General features: G+C 70.2%; 23 protein-coding genes and 2 tRNA genes. 9 read left to right on the forward strand and 16 right to left on the reverse strand.

Annotated features, from left to right (window positions below):
* Window positions 1-57: 57 nt before the first annotated feature.
* Window positions 58-378, forward strand: a complete 321-nt coding sequence (locus AC3A46_RS02435; protein WP_487663644.1) for a hypothetical protein — start codon at window positions 58-60, stop codon at window positions 376-378.
* A complete protein-coding gene (locus AC3A46_RS02440; protein WP_487663645.1) occupies window positions 353-946 on the forward strand; it encodes a nucleoside/nucleotide kinase family protein in 594 nt (197 codons plus the stop codon). Before AC3A46_RS02435 ends, AC3A46_RS02440 begins: the two co-directional genes overlap by 26 nt.
* A 7-nt stretch (window positions 947-953) precedes the next feature.
* Here AC3A46_RS02440 and AC3A46_RS02445 read toward each other — a convergent pair whose 3' ends face one another.
* The 6 genes from AC3A46_RS02445 to AC3A46_RS02470 form a co-directional block, all read right to left on the reverse strand.
* Window positions 954-1,448, reverse strand: coding sequence for a DUF2017 family protein (locus tag AC3A46_RS02445; protein WP_487663646.1), 495 nt, complete (start codon window positions 1,446-1,448; stop codon window positions 954-956).
* Complete coding sequence (gene clpS, locus AC3A46_RS02450; protein ID WP_487663701.1) at window positions 1,445-1,747, reverse strand: ATP-dependent Clp protease adapter ClpS; 303 nt, start codon at window positions 1,745-1,747, stop codon at window positions 1,445-1,447. The genes AC3A46_RS02445 and clpS overlap by 4 nt, the downstream gene beginning before the upstream one ends.
* Entirely contained in the window at window positions 1,744-2,091 is a 348-nt protein-coding gene (locus AC3A46_RS02455; protein ID WP_082496959.1) for a metallopeptidase family protein, read from the reverse strand. The genes clpS and AC3A46_RS02455 overlap by 4 nt, the downstream gene beginning before the upstream one ends.
* A gap of 58 nt (window positions 2,092-2,149) precedes the next feature.
* Window positions 2,150-2,225 (reverse strand) — tRNA-His (locus AC3A46_RS02460).
* Between the two features lie 37 nt (window positions 2,226-2,262).
* Window positions 2,263-2,889: an oligoribonuclease gene (orn, locus tag AC3A46_RS02465; protein ID WP_056367485.1), complete on the reverse strand. Its 627-nt coding sequence runs from the start codon at window positions 2,887-2,889 to the stop codon at window positions 2,263-2,265.
* A gap of 77 nt (window positions 2,890-2,966) precedes the next feature.
* Window positions 2,967-3,039: transfer RNA gene (locus tag AC3A46_RS02470), tRNA-Arg, on the reverse strand.
* Between the two features lie 106 nt (window positions 3,040-3,145).
* Here AC3A46_RS02470 and AC3A46_RS02475 point away from each other — a divergent pair.
* Complete coding sequence (locus tag AC3A46_RS02475) at window positions 3,146-3,358, forward strand: hypothetical protein (RefSeq protein WP_056367484.1); 213 nt, start codon at window positions 3,146-3,148, stop codon at window positions 3,356-3,358.
* Between the two features lie 44 nt (window positions 3,359-3,402).
* Here the strand turns inward: AC3A46_RS02475 and yczE are convergent, their stop codons facing one another.
* The gene (gene yczE, locus AC3A46_RS02480) at window positions 3,403-4,008 is read right to left on the reverse strand and encodes a membrane protein YczE (protein ID WP_487663647.1); all 606 of its coding nucleotides are present in this window, start codon (window positions 4,006-4,008) and stop codon (window positions 3,403-3,405) included.
* Window positions 4,009-4,069: 61 nt separating this feature from the next.
* On the opposite strand from yczE, the gene yczR reads away from it, so the two are divergent.
* Window positions 4,070-5,494: a MocR-like transcription factor YczR gene (gene yczR, locus AC3A46_RS02485; RefSeq protein WP_487663648.1), complete on the forward strand. Its 1,425-nt coding sequence runs from the start codon at window positions 4,070-4,072 to the stop codon at window positions 5,492-5,494.
* 35 nt (window positions 5,495-5,529) lie between these two features.
* Here yczR and AC3A46_RS02490 read toward each other — a convergent pair whose 3' ends face one another.
* Entirely contained in the window at window positions 5,530-5,793 is a 264-nt protein-coding gene (locus tag AC3A46_RS02490; protein WP_487663649.1) for a hypothetical protein, read from the reverse strand.
* Between the two features lie 227 nt (window positions 5,794-6,020).
* Here AC3A46_RS02490 and ssb point away from each other — a divergent pair, with 227 nt between their 5' ends.
* The 4 genes from ssb (at window position 6,021) to AC3A46_RS02510 (ending at window position 9,439) form a co-directional block, all read left to right on the forward strand.
* Window positions 6,021-6,563: a single-stranded DNA-binding protein gene (ssb, locus tag AC3A46_RS02495; protein ID WP_487663650.1), complete on the forward strand. Its 543-nt coding sequence runs from the start codon at window positions 6,021-6,023 to the stop codon at window positions 6,561-6,563.
* Window positions 6,564-6,605: 42 nt separating this feature from the next.
* On the forward strand, window positions 6,606-7,133 hold the full coding sequence (locus tag AC3A46_RS02500) for a DUF6993 domain-containing protein (RefSeq protein ID WP_487663651.1): 528 nt from the start codon (window positions 6,606-6,608) through the stop codon (window positions 7,131-7,133).
* 112 nt (window positions 7,134-7,245) lie between these two features.
* Window positions 7,246-8,925 (forward strand): energy-dependent translational throttle protein EttA, encoded by a 1,680-nt coding sequence (ettA, locus tag AC3A46_RS02505; RefSeq protein WP_487663652.1) that lies wholly within the window; start codon window positions 7,246-7,248, stop codon window positions 8,923-8,925.
* Between the two features lies 1 nt (window position 8,926).
* Window positions 8,927-9,439, forward strand: coding sequence for an acyl-CoA thioesterase (locus AC3A46_RS02510; protein WP_487663702.1), 513 nt, complete (start codon window positions 8,927-8,929; stop codon window positions 9,437-9,439).
* A 33-nt stretch (window positions 9,440-9,472) separates the two neighbouring features.
* Here the strand turns inward: AC3A46_RS02510 and AC3A46_RS02515 are convergent, their stop codons facing one another.
* Window positions 9,473-10,333: an acyl-CoA thioesterase gene (locus AC3A46_RS02515; protein WP_487663703.1), complete on the reverse strand. Its 861-nt coding sequence runs from the start codon at window positions 10,331-10,333 to the stop codon at window positions 9,473-9,475.
* Window positions 10,334-10,444: 111 nt separating this feature from the next.
* On the opposite strand from AC3A46_RS02515, the gene AC3A46_RS02520 reads away from it, so the two are divergent.
* Entirely contained in the window at window positions 10,445-11,122 is a 678-nt protein-coding gene (locus AC3A46_RS02520; RefSeq protein ID WP_487663653.1) for a DUF8185 domain-containing protein, read from the forward strand.
* 15 nt (window positions 11,123-11,137) lie between these two features.
* Here AC3A46_RS02520 and AC3A46_RS02525 read toward each other — a convergent pair whose 3' ends face one another.
* From AC3A46_RS02525 to AC3A46_RS02555, 7 genes are read right to left on the reverse strand one after another with little or no spacing between them, the layout of a single operon-like run.
* Window positions 11,138-12,793 carry an FAD-binding dehydrogenase gene (locus AC3A46_RS02525; protein ID WP_487663654.1) on the reverse strand — a complete coding sequence of 552 codons (1,656 nt, stop codon included), beginning with the start codon at window positions 12,791-12,793 and terminating at the stop codon, window positions 11,138-11,140.
* 37 nt (window positions 12,794-12,830) lie between these two features.
* A complete protein-coding gene (locus AC3A46_RS02530) occupies window positions 12,831-13,313 on the reverse strand; it encodes a globin (RefSeq protein WP_487663655.1) in 483 nt (160 codons plus the stop codon).
* Window positions 13,310-14,422 (reverse strand): mechanosensitive ion channel family protein, encoded by a 1,113-nt coding sequence (locus AC3A46_RS02535; RefSeq protein ID WP_487663656.1) that lies wholly within the window; start codon window positions 14,420-14,422, stop codon window positions 13,310-13,312. Before AC3A46_RS02535 ends, AC3A46_RS02530 begins: the two co-directional genes overlap by 4 nt.
* Before the next feature lie 46 nt (window positions 14,423-14,468).
* Window positions 14,469-15,170 (reverse strand): response regulator transcription factor, encoded by a 702-nt coding sequence (locus AC3A46_RS02540; protein WP_487663657.1) that lies wholly within the window; start codon window positions 15,168-15,170, stop codon window positions 14,469-14,471.
* Entirely contained in the window at window positions 15,167-16,468 is a 1,302-nt protein-coding gene (locus tag AC3A46_RS02545) for a sensor histidine kinase (protein WP_487663658.1), read from the reverse strand. Before AC3A46_RS02545 ends, AC3A46_RS02540 begins: the two co-directional genes overlap by 4 nt.
* Before the next feature lie 10 nt (window positions 16,469-16,478).
* Entirely contained in the window at window positions 16,479-17,288 is an 810-nt protein-coding gene (locus AC3A46_RS02550; RefSeq protein ID WP_487663659.1) for an ABC transporter permease, read from the reverse strand.
* Window positions 17,285-18,196: an ABC transporter ATP-binding protein gene (locus AC3A46_RS02555; RefSeq protein ID WP_487663660.1), complete on the reverse strand. Its 912-nt coding sequence runs from the start codon at window positions 18,194-18,196 to the stop codon at window positions 17,285-17,287. Before AC3A46_RS02555 ends, AC3A46_RS02550 begins: the two co-directional genes overlap by 4 nt.
* Window positions 18,197-18,336: the final 140 nt, after the last annotated feature.

Consider the following 18,336-nt stretch of genomic DNA (forward strand, 5'->3'; position numbering starts at 1 on the left):
TCGCCGGAGTTCGCCGGCGCGCTGTGCGCGCGGCTCGGCGGCGAGTACGTTGGACCCATGCCCAACATCGCACTCGAACTCGGCAAGCAGTCCGCGTCCTTCGGCGTGAAGAGCGCATACGGCGATCAGCAGGACGTCGACGGCGTCCGCATCATCCCGGTGGCGCTGACGTGGTCCGGCTTCGGCGGCGGATCTGACGAGGCGGGGAACGGCGGTGGCGGCGGTGGCGGCTGGGCCATCCCGGTCGGTGCATACATCCGCCGGGGCGACGACCTCCGGTTCGAGCCGAACATCATCGCGCTGCTGACCGTCGCGGTTCCGTTCGTCTTCATCGCCGGTCGCGCGCTCAGCCGTGTCATCCGCACCCTCAAGAAGTAACCCGGACGCGGTCGGCAGTTCGCTCGGGTTCGCGGTCGAGCGGATCATCGCGGCAGTCGCACAGGTCGCCGCATCCAACCCCGTGGTGCTCATCGACGGACGAAGCGGTGCGGGCAAGACATCGCTGGCACGCACGCTCGTCGCGCGATGGCCGTTGCGTGGCCGCGTTCAACTCGTGGCGCTCGACTCGATCTACCCGGGCTGGGACGGCCTGGACGACGGCGTCGAGCGCGCGAGGGAGCTGATCCTGACGCCGCACGCCAAGGGACTGGTGGGGGTGTGGGAGCGGTGGGACTGGACCGTCGGCGAACCTGCCGAGGCGCATGCCGTCGATCCGTCTCTGCCGCTCATCGTCGAAGGTGCCGGTGTGCTCACCCCGGCGACCGCTCGGCTCGCCGACGTGCGGGTGTGGCTCGAGTCGCCGGCGGCGTCGCGCAAGGAGCGCGCCCTGGCCCGCGACGGCGAGACGTACCGTCCTCACTGGGATCGGTGGGCGCGTCAGGAGCAGCGGCATGTGACCCGCGACGATCCGATGAGCCTCGCGTCCCTCGTGTTCGCCGTGCCGTGAGCGCGGTTCAGTCCTCGCTGTCGAGAGCCGCCACGAGACCGTCGAGCCGGTACCCGATCCAGTCGTAGACGCCGAATCGCGGATCATCGTGCTCGTGGTCGTCCTCGTCGACGACGCCCAGGCGGGTGGCGAGCACCAGGCGGACGGCGGCGAGGGTGCGCAACCAGGCCTGAGCCGTCTCGGGGGCGAGCCTGATCTCCACCTGCTCCAGCAGTGCCGGGTCGTCGGGGTCCTCCGGGATCTCGGCCGCGTCCTGCAGGGATGCCAGCACGAGACCTGCGTCGGAGGCACGCCGGTCGAGCAGGTCGGACTGCGTGAACGCCCGGAACTCCCGCGCCGCGTCCTCGTCGTCCGAGTAGGCCGACGGCACCAGCCGGGCGATGGCGGGGTCGCCGTCGTCAGGCGCGGAATCGCGCAGCAGTTCGGCAAACTGGCCGACCAGGCCCGCGAGATGGGCGGCCTCGAGGCGGGCGAGCTCGAGCACGACGATCCGGGCGCTCATCGGGGCTCCTGTCTCACGGTGGCCCACAGGCCGTAGTCGTGCATCGCCTGCGCGTGCAACTCCATCTGCTCGCGGGGGCCGCGAGAGACGACGGCATGTCCCTCGTTGTGTACCGCGAGCATGAGGCGCTCGGCGTCAGGGCGGGCGAGGCCGAAGTACTCGCGGAACACGTGCGTGACATAGCTCATGAGGTTGACCGGATCGTCCCAGACGACGGTCTGCCAGGGGCGCGCAGGATCTGCGCGTTCGGAGAGGTGGATGTCCTCGTCGACCGAGGGTGTGGCGAGCGCTGCCATCATGCCCACCCCAGCTCGTGAAGGCGGTCGTCATCGATTCCGTAGAAGTGCGCGATCTCGTGCACCAGCGTCGTATGCACCTCGTCGCGCAGCTCGTCCTCGTCGTCGCAGACCGCGAGGTGCGGCTCCCGGTACACGATGATGCGGTCGGGCAGCTCGCCGATCCCGTAGCGCTCGCGCTCGGTCAGCGCCCAGCCGTCGTAGAGTCCCAGAAGGTCGAGGCTGCCGTCCTCGGGTCGGTCTTCGACCACGAACACGACGTTGTCGAGCCCCTCGACCATGTCGTCCGGGAGCGCATCCAGCTCGTCGATCACGAGCGTCTCGAAGGTCGCGGCATCCATCTCCATCATGATGCCCCGCTTCTACGCGAATGGGGCGCGTAAGACGCGCCCCATTCGATCGATTTGGGGTGAGTAACGGGACTTGAACCCGCGACCCCCTGGACCACAACCAGGTGCTCTACCAACTGAGCTATACCCACCACGTCTCCCGCTCGCGCGGGCAACCAGACGATTCTCTCACACCTCCGGAGCAAACGACGACACGACGGAGGCAGCGGCTGCGCGCGCGCCGTCGCTCGTCGGACCGGGCTCCGGAACGAACACCGCCTGGCGGTAGTAGGCGAGTTCGCGGATCGACTCGAGGATGTCGGCCAGGGCGCGGTGACCGCCGTCCTTCGCGGGTGCGTGGATGTACGCGCGCGGGTACCAGCGGCGTGAGAGCTCTTTGATGCTCGACACGTCGACGTTGCGGTAGTGGAGCCACCGGTCGACCCGCGGCATGTACTTCGCCAGGAACATCCGGTCGGTGCCGATGGTGTTGCCGGCGAGAGGGGCCTTGCCTTCGAGCGGGACGAACCGCTGGATGTATTCGAGGACCTGGAACTCGGCGTCCGCCAGGCTCACGCCGTGCGGGATCTCGTCGAGCAGCCCGGAGCTGCGGTGCATATTGGTCACGAACTCATTCATGTTCGCCAGCGCCGAGTCGTCGGGTTTGATCACGACGGAGAATCCCGGATCGAGAGTGCGCAGCTCGAAGTCGGTGATGACCACAGCGATCTCCACCAGTTCGTCCACGCCCAGGTCGAGCCCGGTCATCTCGCAGTCGATCCACACCAGACGGTCGTTCTCGGATGCACCCACCATGTGCTCCATCCTTGTCACTAGTCCAGACATCCCACGGGCCTGGACTCGGGTGCCGACTCCCACGCCGGACCCGTTCGCCCCTCCGGGAGGATTCGAACCCCCGACCTGGCGGGTAGAAACCGCTCGCTCTGTCCCCTGAGCTACGGAGGGAAAGGTCCTTCCACACTACCGGGTCGCACCACGCCGTCGCGGACGCTGGCGGACGACGGTCTCTCGGCGTACCGTCAGCACCGGAGGCATCGAAAGGAGTTCACCGATGAGCACCACGCAGACGCACCACCCTCTCTGGGTCGCCTACGGAGCATCGGGCGTCGCCGGAAGCATCCGCAAGGATGACGACGGCTACACGGTCACGATGGCCGGCGCGAGCGAGGCGACGGGTACATACCCGACGATGGAGATCGCGAAGAGCGCACTGCACTCGCACATGACGCCGGGCAGCGACTGGCCCATGTTCCGCGAGCACTGACCCGCACGGCGCGCCCGGTCGCGGGCGCGCCGTCGGGTGACGCGTCACGCCGAGCGCTCGGCGGCGACGCGCGTGCGCCTGCGGGTGTCCAGCAGTGGCAGTGCGACGTGCACCAGCGGGCCGATCAGGATCGCGAACAGCACCGTGCCGATCCCGACCGTGCCGCCGAGGAGCCATCCCGCGATCAGCACCGACACCTCGACCAGTGCACGGCACAGCCAGATCGGCCAGCCGAGGCGCGCGTGCATGCCTGTCATCAGTCCGTCGCGGGGCCCGGGGCCGAAATGCGCCCCGATGTACAGGCCCGATGCGAACGCGACCAGGACGATCCCGCCCGACAGTGTCGCGAACTGAGCGACGAACCCCGATACCGGCGGGACGACACCGAGGACGATCTGCATGCTGGTGCCGACCAGGAGGATGTTGGCGATCGTGCCGGCTCCCGGCTTCTGCCGGAGCGGAATCCACAGCAGGAGCACGAAGAAGCCCACGATATTGGTGATCCAGCCGATTCCGATCCCGGTGCGGACGGAGAGCCCCTGAGCGAAGACGGTCCAGGGATCGACGCCGAGGCCGGCTTCGACGGTCAGGGCGCAACCCGCTCCGTAAAGGAAGAGGCCGACGAGCAGCTGGATGATTCGGCGCGGCATGGAGCTATCCAATCGCAGTATTGGATCGCTGAGTCCAGTCCAATGCGACTACTCTGGCCTCATGGACTCCCGCATCTCCGCGCGCGCCCTGGCGGCAGCCCTCGGCGGCTGGCGCACGCGCGAGCCTGCGTACGAAGCGCTGGCGGACGGCATCCGTCTGCTCTGCCTGGACAACCGCCTCGCCCCTCGCACCGCCCTGCCGGCCGAGCGTGAGCTGGCGTCCGCCCTTCACGTGAGCCGCAGCACGGTGGCGGCGGCCTATCGGAGCCTTCGGGAGACGGCCCACATCGCGAGTCTGCGCGGATCGGGCAGCGTCACGCTGCCGCTCGGACGCCGGGAGCCCGGGCGCGCCGACGCCGGCGAGGGGATGATCGATCTCCAGCAGGCCAGCCCGCCCGCATGGCCGGGATTGGCCGGGATCATGGCTGAGATGGCAGGCGGTGCGTCGGCGCTGGTGTCGCGCGTGGGGTACGACGTCCTCGGGCGCATCGAGCTGCGTGAGGCGATCGCCGACCGGTACACCGCACGCGGGGTGCCCACGCGCCCTGATGAGGTGCTCGTGACGACGGGCGCCCAGAGTGCGATCCATCTCGTGTCGACCGTGCTGATCGGCCGCGGCGACCGCGTGCTGGTCGAGACACCGACCTATCCGCACGCGGCCGACGCTCTCCGCCGGGCCGGCGCCCGGTTGGTGGGCGTCCCCGTCATGACCGAGGAGGGCTGGGACCTCGATCGGGCGGAGCAGGCCTTCGCACGCACGCTTCCCGTGATGGCGTACCTGATGCCCGACTTCCAGAATCCCACCGGCCGGAGCATGAGCGTCGGAGAGCGTGAGGCGATGCTCGCGGCGGGGGAGCGGTCGGGATCGGTGCTCGTCCTCGATGAGACGACCGCGGAGCTGGACATCGACCGCGGGCCGCTCGCGGCCGGCTTCGCGGCGTCCGAGCCCGGGACGGTCGTGCGCATCGGCTCCCTGGGCAAGACGGTGTGGGGCGGGCTGCGGCTCGGATGGGTGCGCGCCGACGGCGACCTGATCCGCAGGCTGGTCGCGGCGCGGCCGGCGCACGACCTCGGCACGCCCGAGTTCGAGCAGGCGATCGCCACCCGGCTGCACTCGCAGTTCGACGACATCGTCCGGCAGCGATCGGAACTGCTGCGATCGGGTCGCGACGCGCTGGTACGCGCGCTGGGGGAGCGTCTGCCCGGGTGGGACGTCCCTGAAGTGCACGGTGGCGTCTCACTCTGGATCGAGCTGGGTGCGCCGCTCAGTTCCGCGCTGGTCCTCGAGGCGCGGGCGCGCGGCGTGCTGCTGAGCGCCGGGCCGCGCTTCTCCGTGGAGGGCGGACATGAGCGACACCTCCGCGTGCCGTTCACCGCCCCGCCCGAGGAGATGGTGCGCGCCGCAGACGTGCTCGCGGACGCCTGGTCATCGGTCCGTGCCGGCGCGCCCTCGACCTTCGGGGAGCAGGTCGGCGCCGTCATTTGAACCACCGGGCGGCGCTCCTGCCCGCTGTACCTGGTTCAGCGGGCGAACGCCAGGCACTCGACCGCGTCGTCCGCGTTCCAGAAATCGCCCAGATCACGGAAGACGTGAGCTGCGGGGCTGTAACGCCGCGCGCGGAAGCGGACGCCGCCCGCCTGTGCGACTACTTGGAGATGGCCGATCACGCGGCCGCCCGGTTCCACCACCCGCCACAGGCAAGGTGCCGCAGCGACCAGACGCATGCTGGTCCGCGACCTGAGCAGCGGAGCGCCAGATGTGCGGGTTTCGACGGGAGTGGACATGATGCCTCCTTCGCTGTCGAACATAGCTACGACCGCCGACATTCAGAGCGGCGATGTCCTCCGGCGTTTCCTCCCCAGCCGAGCGCACAGTGCCGCTGTCCACAGATCGCCCGCACGCCGCACGTCGAGCGCATCGGGGCGGCGAGTCTGGATCCACTGCCGGCGTCCTCGGGCACGGGGCGCCGGCAGGACCGAGGAGGGTCCTCGGGTGACAGAGAGGATGAGCGATGAGCGACAGAGGCGACAACATCACGATCACCGGCAATGTGGCGACACCTCCGGAGCTGAAACGGACGCCGGCCGGGGTGCCGATCACCACCTTCCGGGTCGCGAGCGGTCAGCGCCGCTACGACCGCGAAACGGAGGCGTGGACCGACGCCGGGACGAACTGGTACACCGTGTCGGTGTTCCGTTCGCTCGCCGACCACGCCTACCAGTCATTGCAGAAGGGAGATCGGGTGATCCTCACGGGCCGCCTCCGGCTGCGGGAATGGGACAACGGGACGCGGCGTGGCACGGCGATCGAGATCGACGCCGAGGCGATCGGACACGACCTGCTCTGGGGGACGACGACGTTCGTGAAGGATTCCCGCGGCGCTGCGATCGACGCCGCCCAGGCGCGGCCGGCTCCGGCGGGCGGCGACGTGTGGGCGGCCCCCGGAATCGATGGCGGGCCCGCGGGCGAGGTCGAACCGGCCGCGAGGCCGATGCTCGTCGCAGTCGGGGCGAGCGGGGACTCGTCGACGGACGGCATCGAGGCGCCCTTCTGAGGCATTCAGCGTGCGCGGGGCCGGCGGCCCTAAACTCTCCCCGTGGCCCGAGACCTCCCGCCCCGCGCTCGCTTCGATCTGCGTTCACGGCGCGCCGCGCGGGTGATCCTGACCGCCGCGCTCGTCGGGGTGCTCACGGCGTGCAGCCCCGGCGACCCGCGGTCGACGCCGACCCCCACCGCGACCGCCACCGACGGCGCGCCGAGCCCGAGCGCAACGCCGACGACACCGGCCGCGCCCGCGCTCGTGCCGGACGGAACCGCGGAGGACAACCTCCCGCTGTTCTCGTCGGTCACTGCTGCGGTGTGGGCGACGGACGCCCGGGTGACGGGGCGGGCGTACATCGACGCGCTCGCTGCGGCAGGGTTCGACAAAGCCGCGATGCAGGTGACCCAGGATCAATCGACCGTGGGCAATCCCGCCGAGAGCATCCAGTTCTCGGTGCGCTGGAACGATCAGTGCCTGATCGGCCAGGTGGGCCCGGCGACGGGTGACCCGGTCACCGTCGTGGTGCCGGTGCTCGCCGAGGGGACCTGCCTCGTCGGGCAGACGCGGCCCATCGACTGGTGAGGTCAGCCCGCCGCTCACACCAGGACGGACGCGAGTCGGCTCACGCCGCTCGTCGCGTCGCCCGGTAGGCTGGGACGCTGACGTCTGAAGTCCAAAGAGAGCAGAAACCCGCATGGCTGAGTACATCTACTCGATGGTCCGCGCCCGTAAGGCCGTCGGCGACAAGCTGATCCTCGACGACGTCACGATGGCGTTCCTCCCCGGCGCGAAGATCGGCATGGTCGGCCCCAACGGCGCCGGAAAGTCGACGATCCTGAAGATCATGGCCGGGCTCGACACGCCGTCCAACGGTGAGGCGAAGCTGAGCCCCGGGTTCACGGTCGGCATCCTGATGCAGGAGCCCGAGCTCGACGAGACCAAGACGGTCCTCGAGAACATCCAGGACGGCATCGCGATCAAGGCGAAGGTCGACCGGTTCAACGAGATCTCGGGGCTCATGGCAGACCCCGACGCCGACTTCGACGCACTGCTCGCCGAGATGGGCGTGCTGCAGGAAGAGATCGACGCCGCGGACGCCTGGGATCTCGACTCCCAGCTCGAGCAGGCGATGGACGCGCTGCGCACGCCTCCGGGCGACGCCCAGATCGGCCCGCTCTCGGGTGGTGAGAAGCGCCGTGTCGCGCTGACCAAGCTCCTGCTGCAGAAGCCCGACCTGCTGCTGCTCGACGAGCCCACGAACCACCTCGACGCCGAGAGCGTGCTGTGGCTCGAGCAGCACCTGCAGAAGTACGCCGGCGCCGTCATCGCGATCACACACGACCGGTACTTCCTCGACAACGTTGCGGAATGGATCGCCGAGGTCGACCGCGGGCGCCTGATCGGCTATGAGGGCAACTACTCGACCTACCTGGAGAAGAAGTCCGAGCGGCTCGCCATCCAGGGCAAGAAGGACGCCAAGCTCGCCAAGCGCCTCGCTGAGGAGCTGGACTGGGTGCGCTCGAACCAGAAGGGGCGCCAGGCCAAGTCGAAGGCGCGTCTCGCGCGCTACGAGGAGATGGCGGCCGAGGCCGATCGCACGCGCAAGCTCGACTTCGAGGAGATCACGATCCCGCCCGGGCCGCGCCTGGGCAGCGTCGTGATCGAGGCGAAGAAGCTGCAGAAGGGCTTCGACGGCCGCTCGCTCATCGACGGGCTGAGCTTCACGCTCCCGCCCAACGGCATCGTCGGAGTCATCGGCCCAAACGGCGTGGGCAAGACGACGCTCTTCAAGACCATCGTGGGACTCGAGCCCCTCGACGGCGGCGACCTCAAGGTGGGCGAGACGGTCAAGATCAGCTACGTCGACCAGTCGCGGTCCAGCATCGACCCCAACAAGACGCTGTGGGAGGTCGTGTCGGACGGGCTCGACATCATCACGGTCGGCAAGACCGAGATCCCCTCGCGCGCCTATGTGTCGAAGTTCGGATTCAAGGGTCCTGATCAGCAGAAGAAGGCCGGAGTGCTCTCCGGCGGCGAGCGCAACCGCCTCAACCTCGCGCTCACGCTCAAGGAGGGCGGCAACCTGCTGCTCCTCGACGAGCCGACGAACGACCTCGACGTCGAGACCCTCCAGTCGCTCGAGAACGCGCTGCTCGAGTTCCCCGGGTGTGCGGTGGTCATCACGCACGACCGCTGGTTCCTCGACCGCATCGCGACCCACATCCTCGCCTACGAAGGCACCGACGAGAACCCCGACCAGTGGTACTGGTTCGAGGGGAACTTCGAGGCGTACGAGGCGAACAAGGTCGAGCGTCTGGGCGCGGAGGCGGCGCGTCCCCACCGCACCGCGTACCGCAAGCTCACGCGTGACTGAGATGGGCGACGCGGCGGTCGCAGCCGCGGCCGGCGACCGCCGCCTGCACATCCCCGTCCACCTGCGATGGGGAGACCTCGACGCGTTCAACCACGTCAACAACACGTCGATGCTGAAGCTGCTCGAAGAGGCCCGCGTGCGGGCGTTCTGGCTCCCCGAGCCTGGCGAGGACGCGCCGTCGACGGCGGTGCTGGACTCGAGCATCTTCAGCGGGATGCTGACGCTCATCGCCCGGCAGGAGATCGAGTACCTGGCGCCCGTCCCGTATCAGCGGCATCCGCTCGACGTGCAGATGTGGTTCGGCAAGCTGGGCGGGTCGAGCATAGAGGTCTGCTACGAGGTCTACAGCCCGGTCCCGTCCGCTGCCGGCGGTCGAACGCTGTACGCCCGCGCCACCACGGTCATCGTGAAAGTGGATGCCGAGACCGGGCGCCCGCTCCGCCTCACGGGCGAGGAGCGCGCGGCGTGGGGCCCCTACGTCGGCGAGCCGATCCACTACGCCCACCGGCGCTGACCGGCGCCCACCGGCGCTGACCGGCCGACCGAGTCAGCCGGCGTCGCCGCCGGCCCCGGGAACCCGGACCATGATCTCCTGGGCGACGCTGGCCAGCAGAGTGCCGTCGGCGGCGTAGATCCGTCCTGACGCCAGGCCCCGGCCACCGCGGGCGCTCGGGGACTCCTGGACGTACAGCATCCATTCGTCCGCGCGGCCGAACCGATGCCACCACATGGCGTGGTCGAGGCTCGCGACCTTCAGACCCGGCGTCGCCCATGAGACGCCATGTGCGCGCAGGATCGACTCCTGGATGGTCAGGTCGCTCAAATACGCGAGCGCGGCGCGGTGAAGCGCGGGATCGTCGGGGATCGGGCGACGAACGCGCATCCAGACCGCCTGGCGCGGCGCCTTCTCGGCGTCCGCCGTGACATAGATCGGCGCCGGAACGTGCCGCAGATCCACCGGTCGATCGGTGAAGAGCCGCTTGGACCTCGGATGCAGGCCGGCGAGGTGCGATTCGATGTCGGGGAGGTCCTCGGGCGCGGGTACGTCTTCCGGCATCGGCTCCTGATGCTCGAGCCCCGGATCCTCGTCCTGGAAGGACGCGATCATCGAGAAGATGGGGACCCCCTCCTGGAAGGCCTGCGTGCGCCGGGTCGAGAACGAGCGGCCGTCGTGGATGCGGTCCACCGAGAACGTGATGCCCTTCGCCGAGTCGCCGGGGCGGAGGAAGTATCCGTGCATCGAGTGCACGACGCGCTCCTCGGGGATCGTTCGCGATGCGGCGACGATGGACTGCGCGAGCACCTGGCCGCCGTAGACGCGCCCGAGTGGCATCGACTGCGATGTGCCGGTGAAGATGTCCTCCGTGGTGCGCGCATCGGATGCGCTCAGATCGATGACCGACAGCATCGAGGCGACCGGATCCTTCTCCGGCGCGGTCTCGGCGTTCGGCTCGGCATCCACGGTGCTCCTCTCCGGGGCGGCGGCCGCCCGTAAGTCCGCTTGGTAGCTTAGAGGGCGATGTCACCGCGCCTGTTGCTCGCCGATCCCGAGTCCGCCGCCGACGCCCTCACCTTCGCGGGTCGGGCGGCGCGCTTCACCGTCGAGGGCGTGCGACTGCAGGCCTCCGGCGGGATCCTGGCGATGACCGCGGCACCGCTCGCACCGCGCGGCTTCGGGGATCCGACCCCGACCGTCCTTGCACTCCGTTCACTGAACGCGGACCCCGAACTCGTGTGCGACCTCGTGGTCGAGGCATCCGCCCTGTCTGCGGCCGCCGATGATCCGCGCGCGCTCTCGCTTCCCGAGACCGCCCTGTCGCCCGCCTGGGCGGGCATCACCCCGCCGCGCAGCGGCTGGGACGCGCGGCCCGGCATCGAGGCCTCGACGCTCGCCGCCAAGGCCCAAGGGGGGATCGCCCGCGTCGCCGACACGGTGCCGACGGATGCCGGCGAGGACGTGGTGCGCACCGTCCGCGCAGCCGTGTGGGGTGCGCCCGACGACGAGCTGGGCGGTCTGCCGCTCGGCGTCGCTTTCGCAGCACTGAGCCTGGGCTTCATCAGCGGCGGCGAGACCGCTCGGGTCTTCGCGAGCGGACCATGGACGCGTGTGAGCCTCAGCCGGGGGCACGTGCTGGTGCGCGGACCGGTGGCGACCGGACTCACGCCCGTGCGTCGTACGGGATCGTCCGCGAACTGAGCCCGGCCCTCGCGGTCACACGGCCGCCGCCGCGCGCCCGGCGACCCGCCCCGAGAAGAGGCATCCGCCGACGAAAGTGCCCTCGAGGGCGCGATAGCCGTGGATGCCGCCGCCGCCGAAGCCGCTCGCCTCGCCCGCGGCGTACAGGCCGGGAACGGGCTCGCCGCCGGCACCGAGGGCGCGGCCCGACAGGTCGGTCTCGATGCCGCCCAGGGACTTTCGGGTGAGCACGTGCAGCTTCACGGCGATGAGCGGCCCCGACTTGGGGTCGAGGATGCGGTGCGGGCTCGCGGTGCGGATGAGGCGGTCGCCGCGGAACGCGCGCGCCGAGCGCAGCATCGCGATCTGGGAGTCCTTGGTGAAGTCGTTGTCGATCTCACGGTCGCGAGCCTCGACCTCGAACCGGACGCGGTCGGCGTCGAGCACGTCGCCGCCGGGGAGCGACTGCATGCCCGCGATGAGGTCGTCGAGGTTCTCGCGCACCACGAAGTCGGCGCCGTGATCCATGAACGCCTGCACGGGACCGGCGGCGCCCTTTCCGAGGCGGGACTTCGCGAGGAGCTTGACATCCTTGCCGGTGAGGTCGGGGTTCTGCTCGCTGCCGGACAGCGTGAACTCCTTCTCGATGATCTTCTGCGACAGCACGAACCACGAGTGGTCGTGCCCGGTGGCGCGCAGGTGTGCGAGCGTGCCCAATGTGTCGAAGCCGGGGAAGAGCGGCACCGGCAGCCGATTGCCCGTCGCGTCGACCCACACCGACGACGGGCCGGGAAGGATGCGGATGCCGTGATCCGGCCAGATCGGATCCCAGTTCTGGATGCCCTCGACGTAGTGCCACATGCGGTCGCCGTTGATCAGGCGCGCGCCCGCTGCCTCCGACACGGGCTGCATCGAGCCGTCGACATACGCCGGCACCCCGGTGACCATCGTCGCGGGAGGAGTGCCGAGGCGCTGCGGCCACCACCGGCGGACGAGGTCGTGGTTTCCGCCGATGCCCCCGGACGACACGATCGTCGCGTCCGCCGTGACCTCGAAGCTGTCGACGACTTCCCGTGAGCTCGCGACGCCGCGCGCGGCGCCGGACGGAGCCAGCACGTCACCCGCGGCGCCCGTGACGACGCCACCGTCGACAGTGAGGGCGGTGACGCGATGGCGGGGGAGGATCGTCACGCGGCCGTCGGCCTCGCCGGCTTCCACAGCCGCCTGGAACGGCGCCACGATCCCGGGCCCGGTGCCCCACGTGATGTGGAAGCGCGGCACCGAGTTGCCCGGACCGGTCGCGGTGTATCCGCCTCGCTCCGCCCAGCCGACGATCGGGAAGAAGCCGACGCCCTTCTCGCGCAGCCACGCGCGCTTCTCCTCGTGCGCGAACTGCAGGTAGGCCTCGGCCCAGCGGCGGGGCCAGAGGTCCTCGTCGCGGTCGAACCCGGCATTGCCGAACCAGTCCTGCCGAGCGAGCTCGAGCGAGTCGTGGATGCCGAGGCGCCGCTGCTCGGGCGAGTCGACGAAGAAGAGGCCGCCGAACGACCACCACGCCTGTCCGCCGAGGTTCGACCGGGGCTCCTGGTCGACGATCGTCACGCGCTTGCCCGCCGCGACCGCCTCCGCGGTGGCGACGAGGCCGGCGAGTCCCCATCCGATGACGAGGATGTCGGTGTGGTGGGAGGGCATGTCGACTCCTTCGTCGGCGAGGGGGCTGAGGCGAAGCTCAGCGAGCGGGGTCGGTGTCGGCCGGCGGCGCCGCCGTGACGGGAAGGGATGCCGCAGCCCGGGGTCCTGCGGCGGGTCCGATGCCCGAGGGCTCGAAGGTATTCACCATGGCATACGCGGCGCGCTGCAGGTAGTCCCAGAGAGTGGCCTCGTGGAGGGGCGGGAGCTGGAGTTCGTCCACGGCCACCCGCATGTGCGCGAGCCAGCGGTCGCGCGCGTCAGGGTCCACGTGGAACGCCGCGTGACGCATGCGCAGCCGGGGGTGGCCGCGCTGCTGGCTGTACGTCGTCGGACCGCCCCAGTACTGCTCGAGGAACAGTGTGAGCCGCTCCTGCGCCGGGCCGAGGTCCTCCTCGGGGTACATGGGGCGCAGGACCTCGTCCTCGGCGACTCCTCGGTAGAACGCGTCGACGAGCCGCACGAACGTGTCGTGGCCGCCGACCTCGTCGTAGAAGCTCAGCGGGGTGGCCGGGTCCGTCATGGGGTTCCTCCGGTGGTCGGGCCGGACTCATCGCCCGTGGACGGTGTCGACGGCTTCTTGGGGGTGCGCTTCGGCTTCCACACGGGGCGCTCCGGCGTGGAAGCGACCGGCGTGGGCTTGGTCCTGGGCGGGTTGGCGCCGCGGACACGCTGCGCGCCCTCGAGGCCGCTCGGCATGACCGCGGTGAGGGCGGGCAGCGTGATCCCCATGTCGTCGATCGTGTGCTTCAGGCGCATGCGCAGCTCGCGTGCCACGTCGTCCTTCGCGTTCGCGCGGGTCTTCATGACGAGACGGATGACGAGCGCGTCGCCCGAGATCGACTCGAGCCCCCACACCTCGGGCTGTTCGAGGATGCGCGTGCGCCACTTCGGATCCTTTGCGAGTTCCTTGGCGGTGTCGAGCATCGCCTTCTCGACCTCGCCGATGTCGGAGTCGGCGGCCACCGAGAGGTCGAGGATGACCCGCGACCATCCTTGCGAGAGATTGCCGATGCGGGTGATCTCGCCATTGCGGACGTACCAGAGCGTGCCGTTGACATCGCGCACGTGCGTCACGCGGACGCTGACGTACTCGACGATGCCGGTCGCCAGTCCCAGGTCGACGACGTCGCCGATCCCCACCTGATCCTCGGCGACGATGAAGATGCCGTTGAGCACGTCCTTCACGATGTTCTGCGCGCCGAAGCCGAGGCCGGCGCCGATGGCGGCGGTGAGGAGCGTGAGCGATCCGAGCGCGGTCGGCGCCAGCACGTTGATGATCAGCAGCAGCGCGACGATCACGATCGTCACGTTGACGATGTTGCCGAGGATCGAACCGAGCGTGCGCGTTCGCTGGACGAGCCGTACCGACGCGAGCGGTGACCGCTCGAGCGCCTGGGTGTCGTCGACGTTCGCCTTGTTCTTGGCGCCGTTGACGATGCGGCCGACGACCCGGTGGATCACGAACCGGAGGATCCAGGCGAGGATGAATGCGCCGACGATGATGCCGGCGACGGTGAGCAGGTTCCAGCCGGCCCTGACGAAGAACTCGCCGACCTTCTGCCACAGTCCGGCATCGGTGAAGTCGACGGTTTCGGCAACACGGACGGTGTCGAGAGGGAGGCTGATCATCGTCTCGATCCTAACGAGGTGAGGGTGCGCTCAGCCTGGGCGGCGCTCAGGTTGTGGACCGCTCACCGTCGGGCGGCGCGGACTCGTCGACCAGCCGATGACGGTGGGCGAGGATCACGGCGTGAACCCGGTCGCGCGCCCCGATCTTGGCCAGCACGCGGCCGACGTGGGTCTTCACCGTCGATTCGCTGAGGAACAGATGGCCCGCGATCTCGGCGTTGTTCATCCCGCGCGCGATCGCGAGGAACACCTCCCGCTCGCGGTGGGTGAGCTCGGCCGTCGGGTCGCCCGCCGGCCTCGGGGGTTCCGTGACGGGCGGGGCCGCGTGGAGCCGGTCGATGAGCCGCCGTGTGACCGACGGCGCCAGCACCGCGTCGCCCCGATGCACGGCACGGATCGCCGCGGTGAGCTCGGAGCGGTGCGCGTCCTTGAGGAGGAATCCGCTGGCGCCGGCATCGAGCGCTCCCACGGCGTACTCGTCGAGGTCGAAGGTGGTGAGCACGAGAACGCGCGTCGACGGGTGCGCGGCGACGATGGATCGGGTGGCCGCGATGCCGTCGGTGCGCGGCATCCGTATGTCCATCAGCACCACATCCGGTGCGTGCGCCGCCACCGCACGTATGGCTTCGTCGCCGTCTGCCGCCTCACCGACCACCTCGACGTCCGGTTCGGCCTCGAGCACCAGACGGAAGCCGAGCCGGATGAGCTCCTGGTCGTCGACCAGGAGGACGCGGATGCGTGTCGTCATGTCGTGTTCTCCTCCCGGTCGGCCGTCGCGCTCGCCTGTGCCGGCAGCGGGAGGGAAGCACGCACGGCCCACCGTCTGCCGTCGACGGGTCCGGCCTGCAGCGAGCCGCCCACGTGCGCCGCGCGCTCGCGGAGCCCCGGGAGGCCGAACCCCGCGCCCCCGGGCGAATCCGCGGCTTCGGCCCGCGGCCGCACGCCGTCGTTCATGATGTCGAGCTCGACGGCATCCGCCCGCACGGCGATCCGCGCGTCGATCGTGGTGGCGAGGGGGGCGTGCCGCATCGCGTTGGTGAGGGATTCCTGCACGATGCGCGCCACGGCGAACCTCACCTCCGCGGGGACATCGTCGAGGCGCCCCTCCACGTGCAGCACGACGGGGAACCCGGCGCGCTGCGCCGACTCGACCGCATCCGCGACCGACGCCGCGTCGACCGGCGCGAGGGGCGCGTCGGGGGACAGTTCGGGATCGCGCAGCACGCCGAGCATCGCACGCATCTCGGTCAGGGCGCCGCGTGCCGTGTCGGCGATCTGCGCGGTGACCGCCCGCGCGCGGGCCGGATCCGCAGTCGCGGTCGCCCCCTCGGCGAGGGCGACGATGACGGTCAGGTTGTGCGAGACGATGTCGTGCATCTCGCGGGCGATCCGCGTGCGCTCGGCGGCGGCACCCAGGCGCGCCTGCTGATCGCGTTCGACGAGCAGCTGGCGGGATCGGTCGATGAGCGCCTCGAGGTACCGCCGCCGGTTGCCGACGTTGATCCCGATCAACGCTCCGATGAGCATGGCGATCGCGCCCGAGACCAGCGAAGTGATCAGGTAGCCCCACGTCGTCGGATCCGCGAGGCCGGCGATGACCGTGTAGACGGCCATCAGCCCGGTCGCCGTCGCGAAGGCGATCCAGCACGACCGCACCGACCGATAGACCGCGACCGCGTAGATCGCGAAAGCCGGAAGGACGTGGGACACCGGGACCAGGCTCGGCGGCAGGATCACCAGGGGCAGCGCCGCCGCGGCGAAGACGAGGAGCGGCCTCGAGCGGCGGAACACCAGGGCGACGCAGGCGCCGACGACCACGACGATCGCGTACACCGTCTGCGGCGGCGTCGGGGGGATCGGGTATTCGGAGCGGAACGCGGCAGCGGGTGCGGACAGCAGGAACGCGAGGGCCGCGACGATCACATCGGCGGCTAGCGGATGCCTCGCCCAGAAGCGCCGGAAGACCCCCGGGGGTCGCGGCAGCAGGAGGCCGTCGTCGGCGCCGGGAGCGGCACCGACGACGGCCTGGCTGGCGGATCGCGGCATTCGGTCGACTCTACGCGTCGCGTCCGCGCAGCACCGCCCAGCCGCCCACGAGGGGCACGAGGCCCCAGGCAGCCAGGGTGACCAGCGGGACGGCGAGGTCCTCCGCGCCCGGAGCGGTCACCGCGGACGCGGCATTCATCGGGAGGTACTCGGCGAGATCGGCGATCCAGCTCCAGCTCTCACCGAACATCGAGAACAGGCTGAACACGATGGGCAGGACGAACAGGACGCCGACGGTCACCGCGATGGCTCCGGCGCCGTTGCGCAGGAGGAATCCGAACCCGAGACCGATGAGGGTGAAGACCACCATCGAGAGCACGCCCAGCGCGAGCGGCACGATCGACTGCGCAGGTTCCGACCAGTCGATCCCCTCGGCGAGGAAGGGGGCGGTCGCCGCGATCGCGAGGGCGTAGGTCACCACCGTCGTCAGCGCGATGAGCACACCGGTGACGACGGCCTTCGCCACGACGACGGCGCCGCGCCGCGGCTCGGCGGTGAGTGTCGAGCGGATCATGCCGGTCGAGTACTCGCCGGTGATGACGATCGCGCCGAGGATGCCGGCGACGAGCATGGTGAACTGTGTCGGCGAGAGGATCGCGCTGACCGCGGGGAATCCGCCGCCGAACTGGGCGGACGCCGACGCGATCATCATCGAGATGCCGATGGACAGCACAGCGGTGATCGCGAGCGACCACCACGTCGAGCGGAGCGTCGTGATCTTGATCCACTCGCTGCGCAGCAGATTCGCGAACGTCAGGCGGTAGGGCGACGCGGCGCGCGCTCCGGCGTCGGCACGCGTGGCGGGGGCGAGGGCGGTCATGCGATCTCCTTGGAGGTGTACTCGACGGCGTCACCGGTGAGGGCCAGATAGGCGTCTTCCAGTGATCCGGTGCGGGGGATGAGCTCGTGGACGGGGATGCCGAGCGAGGCGGCGAGGTCGCCGATCGACGCGGCGGTGACGCCCGAGATCTCGGCGGCCCCGGGGGACGACGCCGTCACGGTGACGTCGGGGCCCGCGAGGGCGGCGACGAGCTCCGGCAGGCGCGGCGAGCGCACGATGACGTTGTTCGTGGTCCACGCCTGGACGAGCTCGGACAGCTCGGCATCGGCGAGCACCTGCCCGCGGCCGAGCACGATGACGTGGTCGGCCGTCTGCGCCATCTCGCTCATGAGGTGGCTGGAGAGCAGGACGGTGCGCCCCTCGGCGGCGAGGTGCCGCACGAACTGGCGCACCCACCGCACGCCCTCGGGATCGAGGCCGTTCACGGGCTCGTCGAGGATGAGCGTGCGCGGATCGCCGAGCAGCGCCGCCGCGATGCCCAGCCGCTGGCCCATGCCGAGCGAGAACTTGCCCGCCCGCTTGCCGGCGACCGACGAGATGCCGGTGAGCTCGATCACCTCGTCGACGCGCGCGCGGCCGATGCCGTGGGTCGCGGCCATGGCGCGCAGGTGGTTGCGGGCCGAGCGACCCGTGTGCACGGCCTTCGCGTCGAGCAGGACGCCGACCTCGGTCAGCGGTGAGCGCAGGCGCGCGTAGTCCTGGCCGGCGACGGTCACCGTGCCGGATGTGGGGCGGTCGAGGCCGACGATCATCCGCATGGTGGTCGACTTGCCGGCGCCGTTCGGACCGAGGAACCCGGTGACCTTCCCCGGCTGCACGGTGAACGACACGTTGGACACCGCGGTCTTGTCTCCGAAGCGCTTCGTGAGCTGTTCTGCAACGATCATGCCCACAACGCTATGAGTCAGCTGTGCCCGTGCGCGTCAGCCTTCGGGATGAACAATCGGCCACGGAGTGGTACCAGGGTGCCGAAGACGACGGATGCCTCGACCCGGCCATGTGGCCGGGTCGAGGCATCCGTCGTCGT

The sequence above is a fragment of the Microbacterium sp. Soil_C_42 genome, from assembly GCF_057656735.1.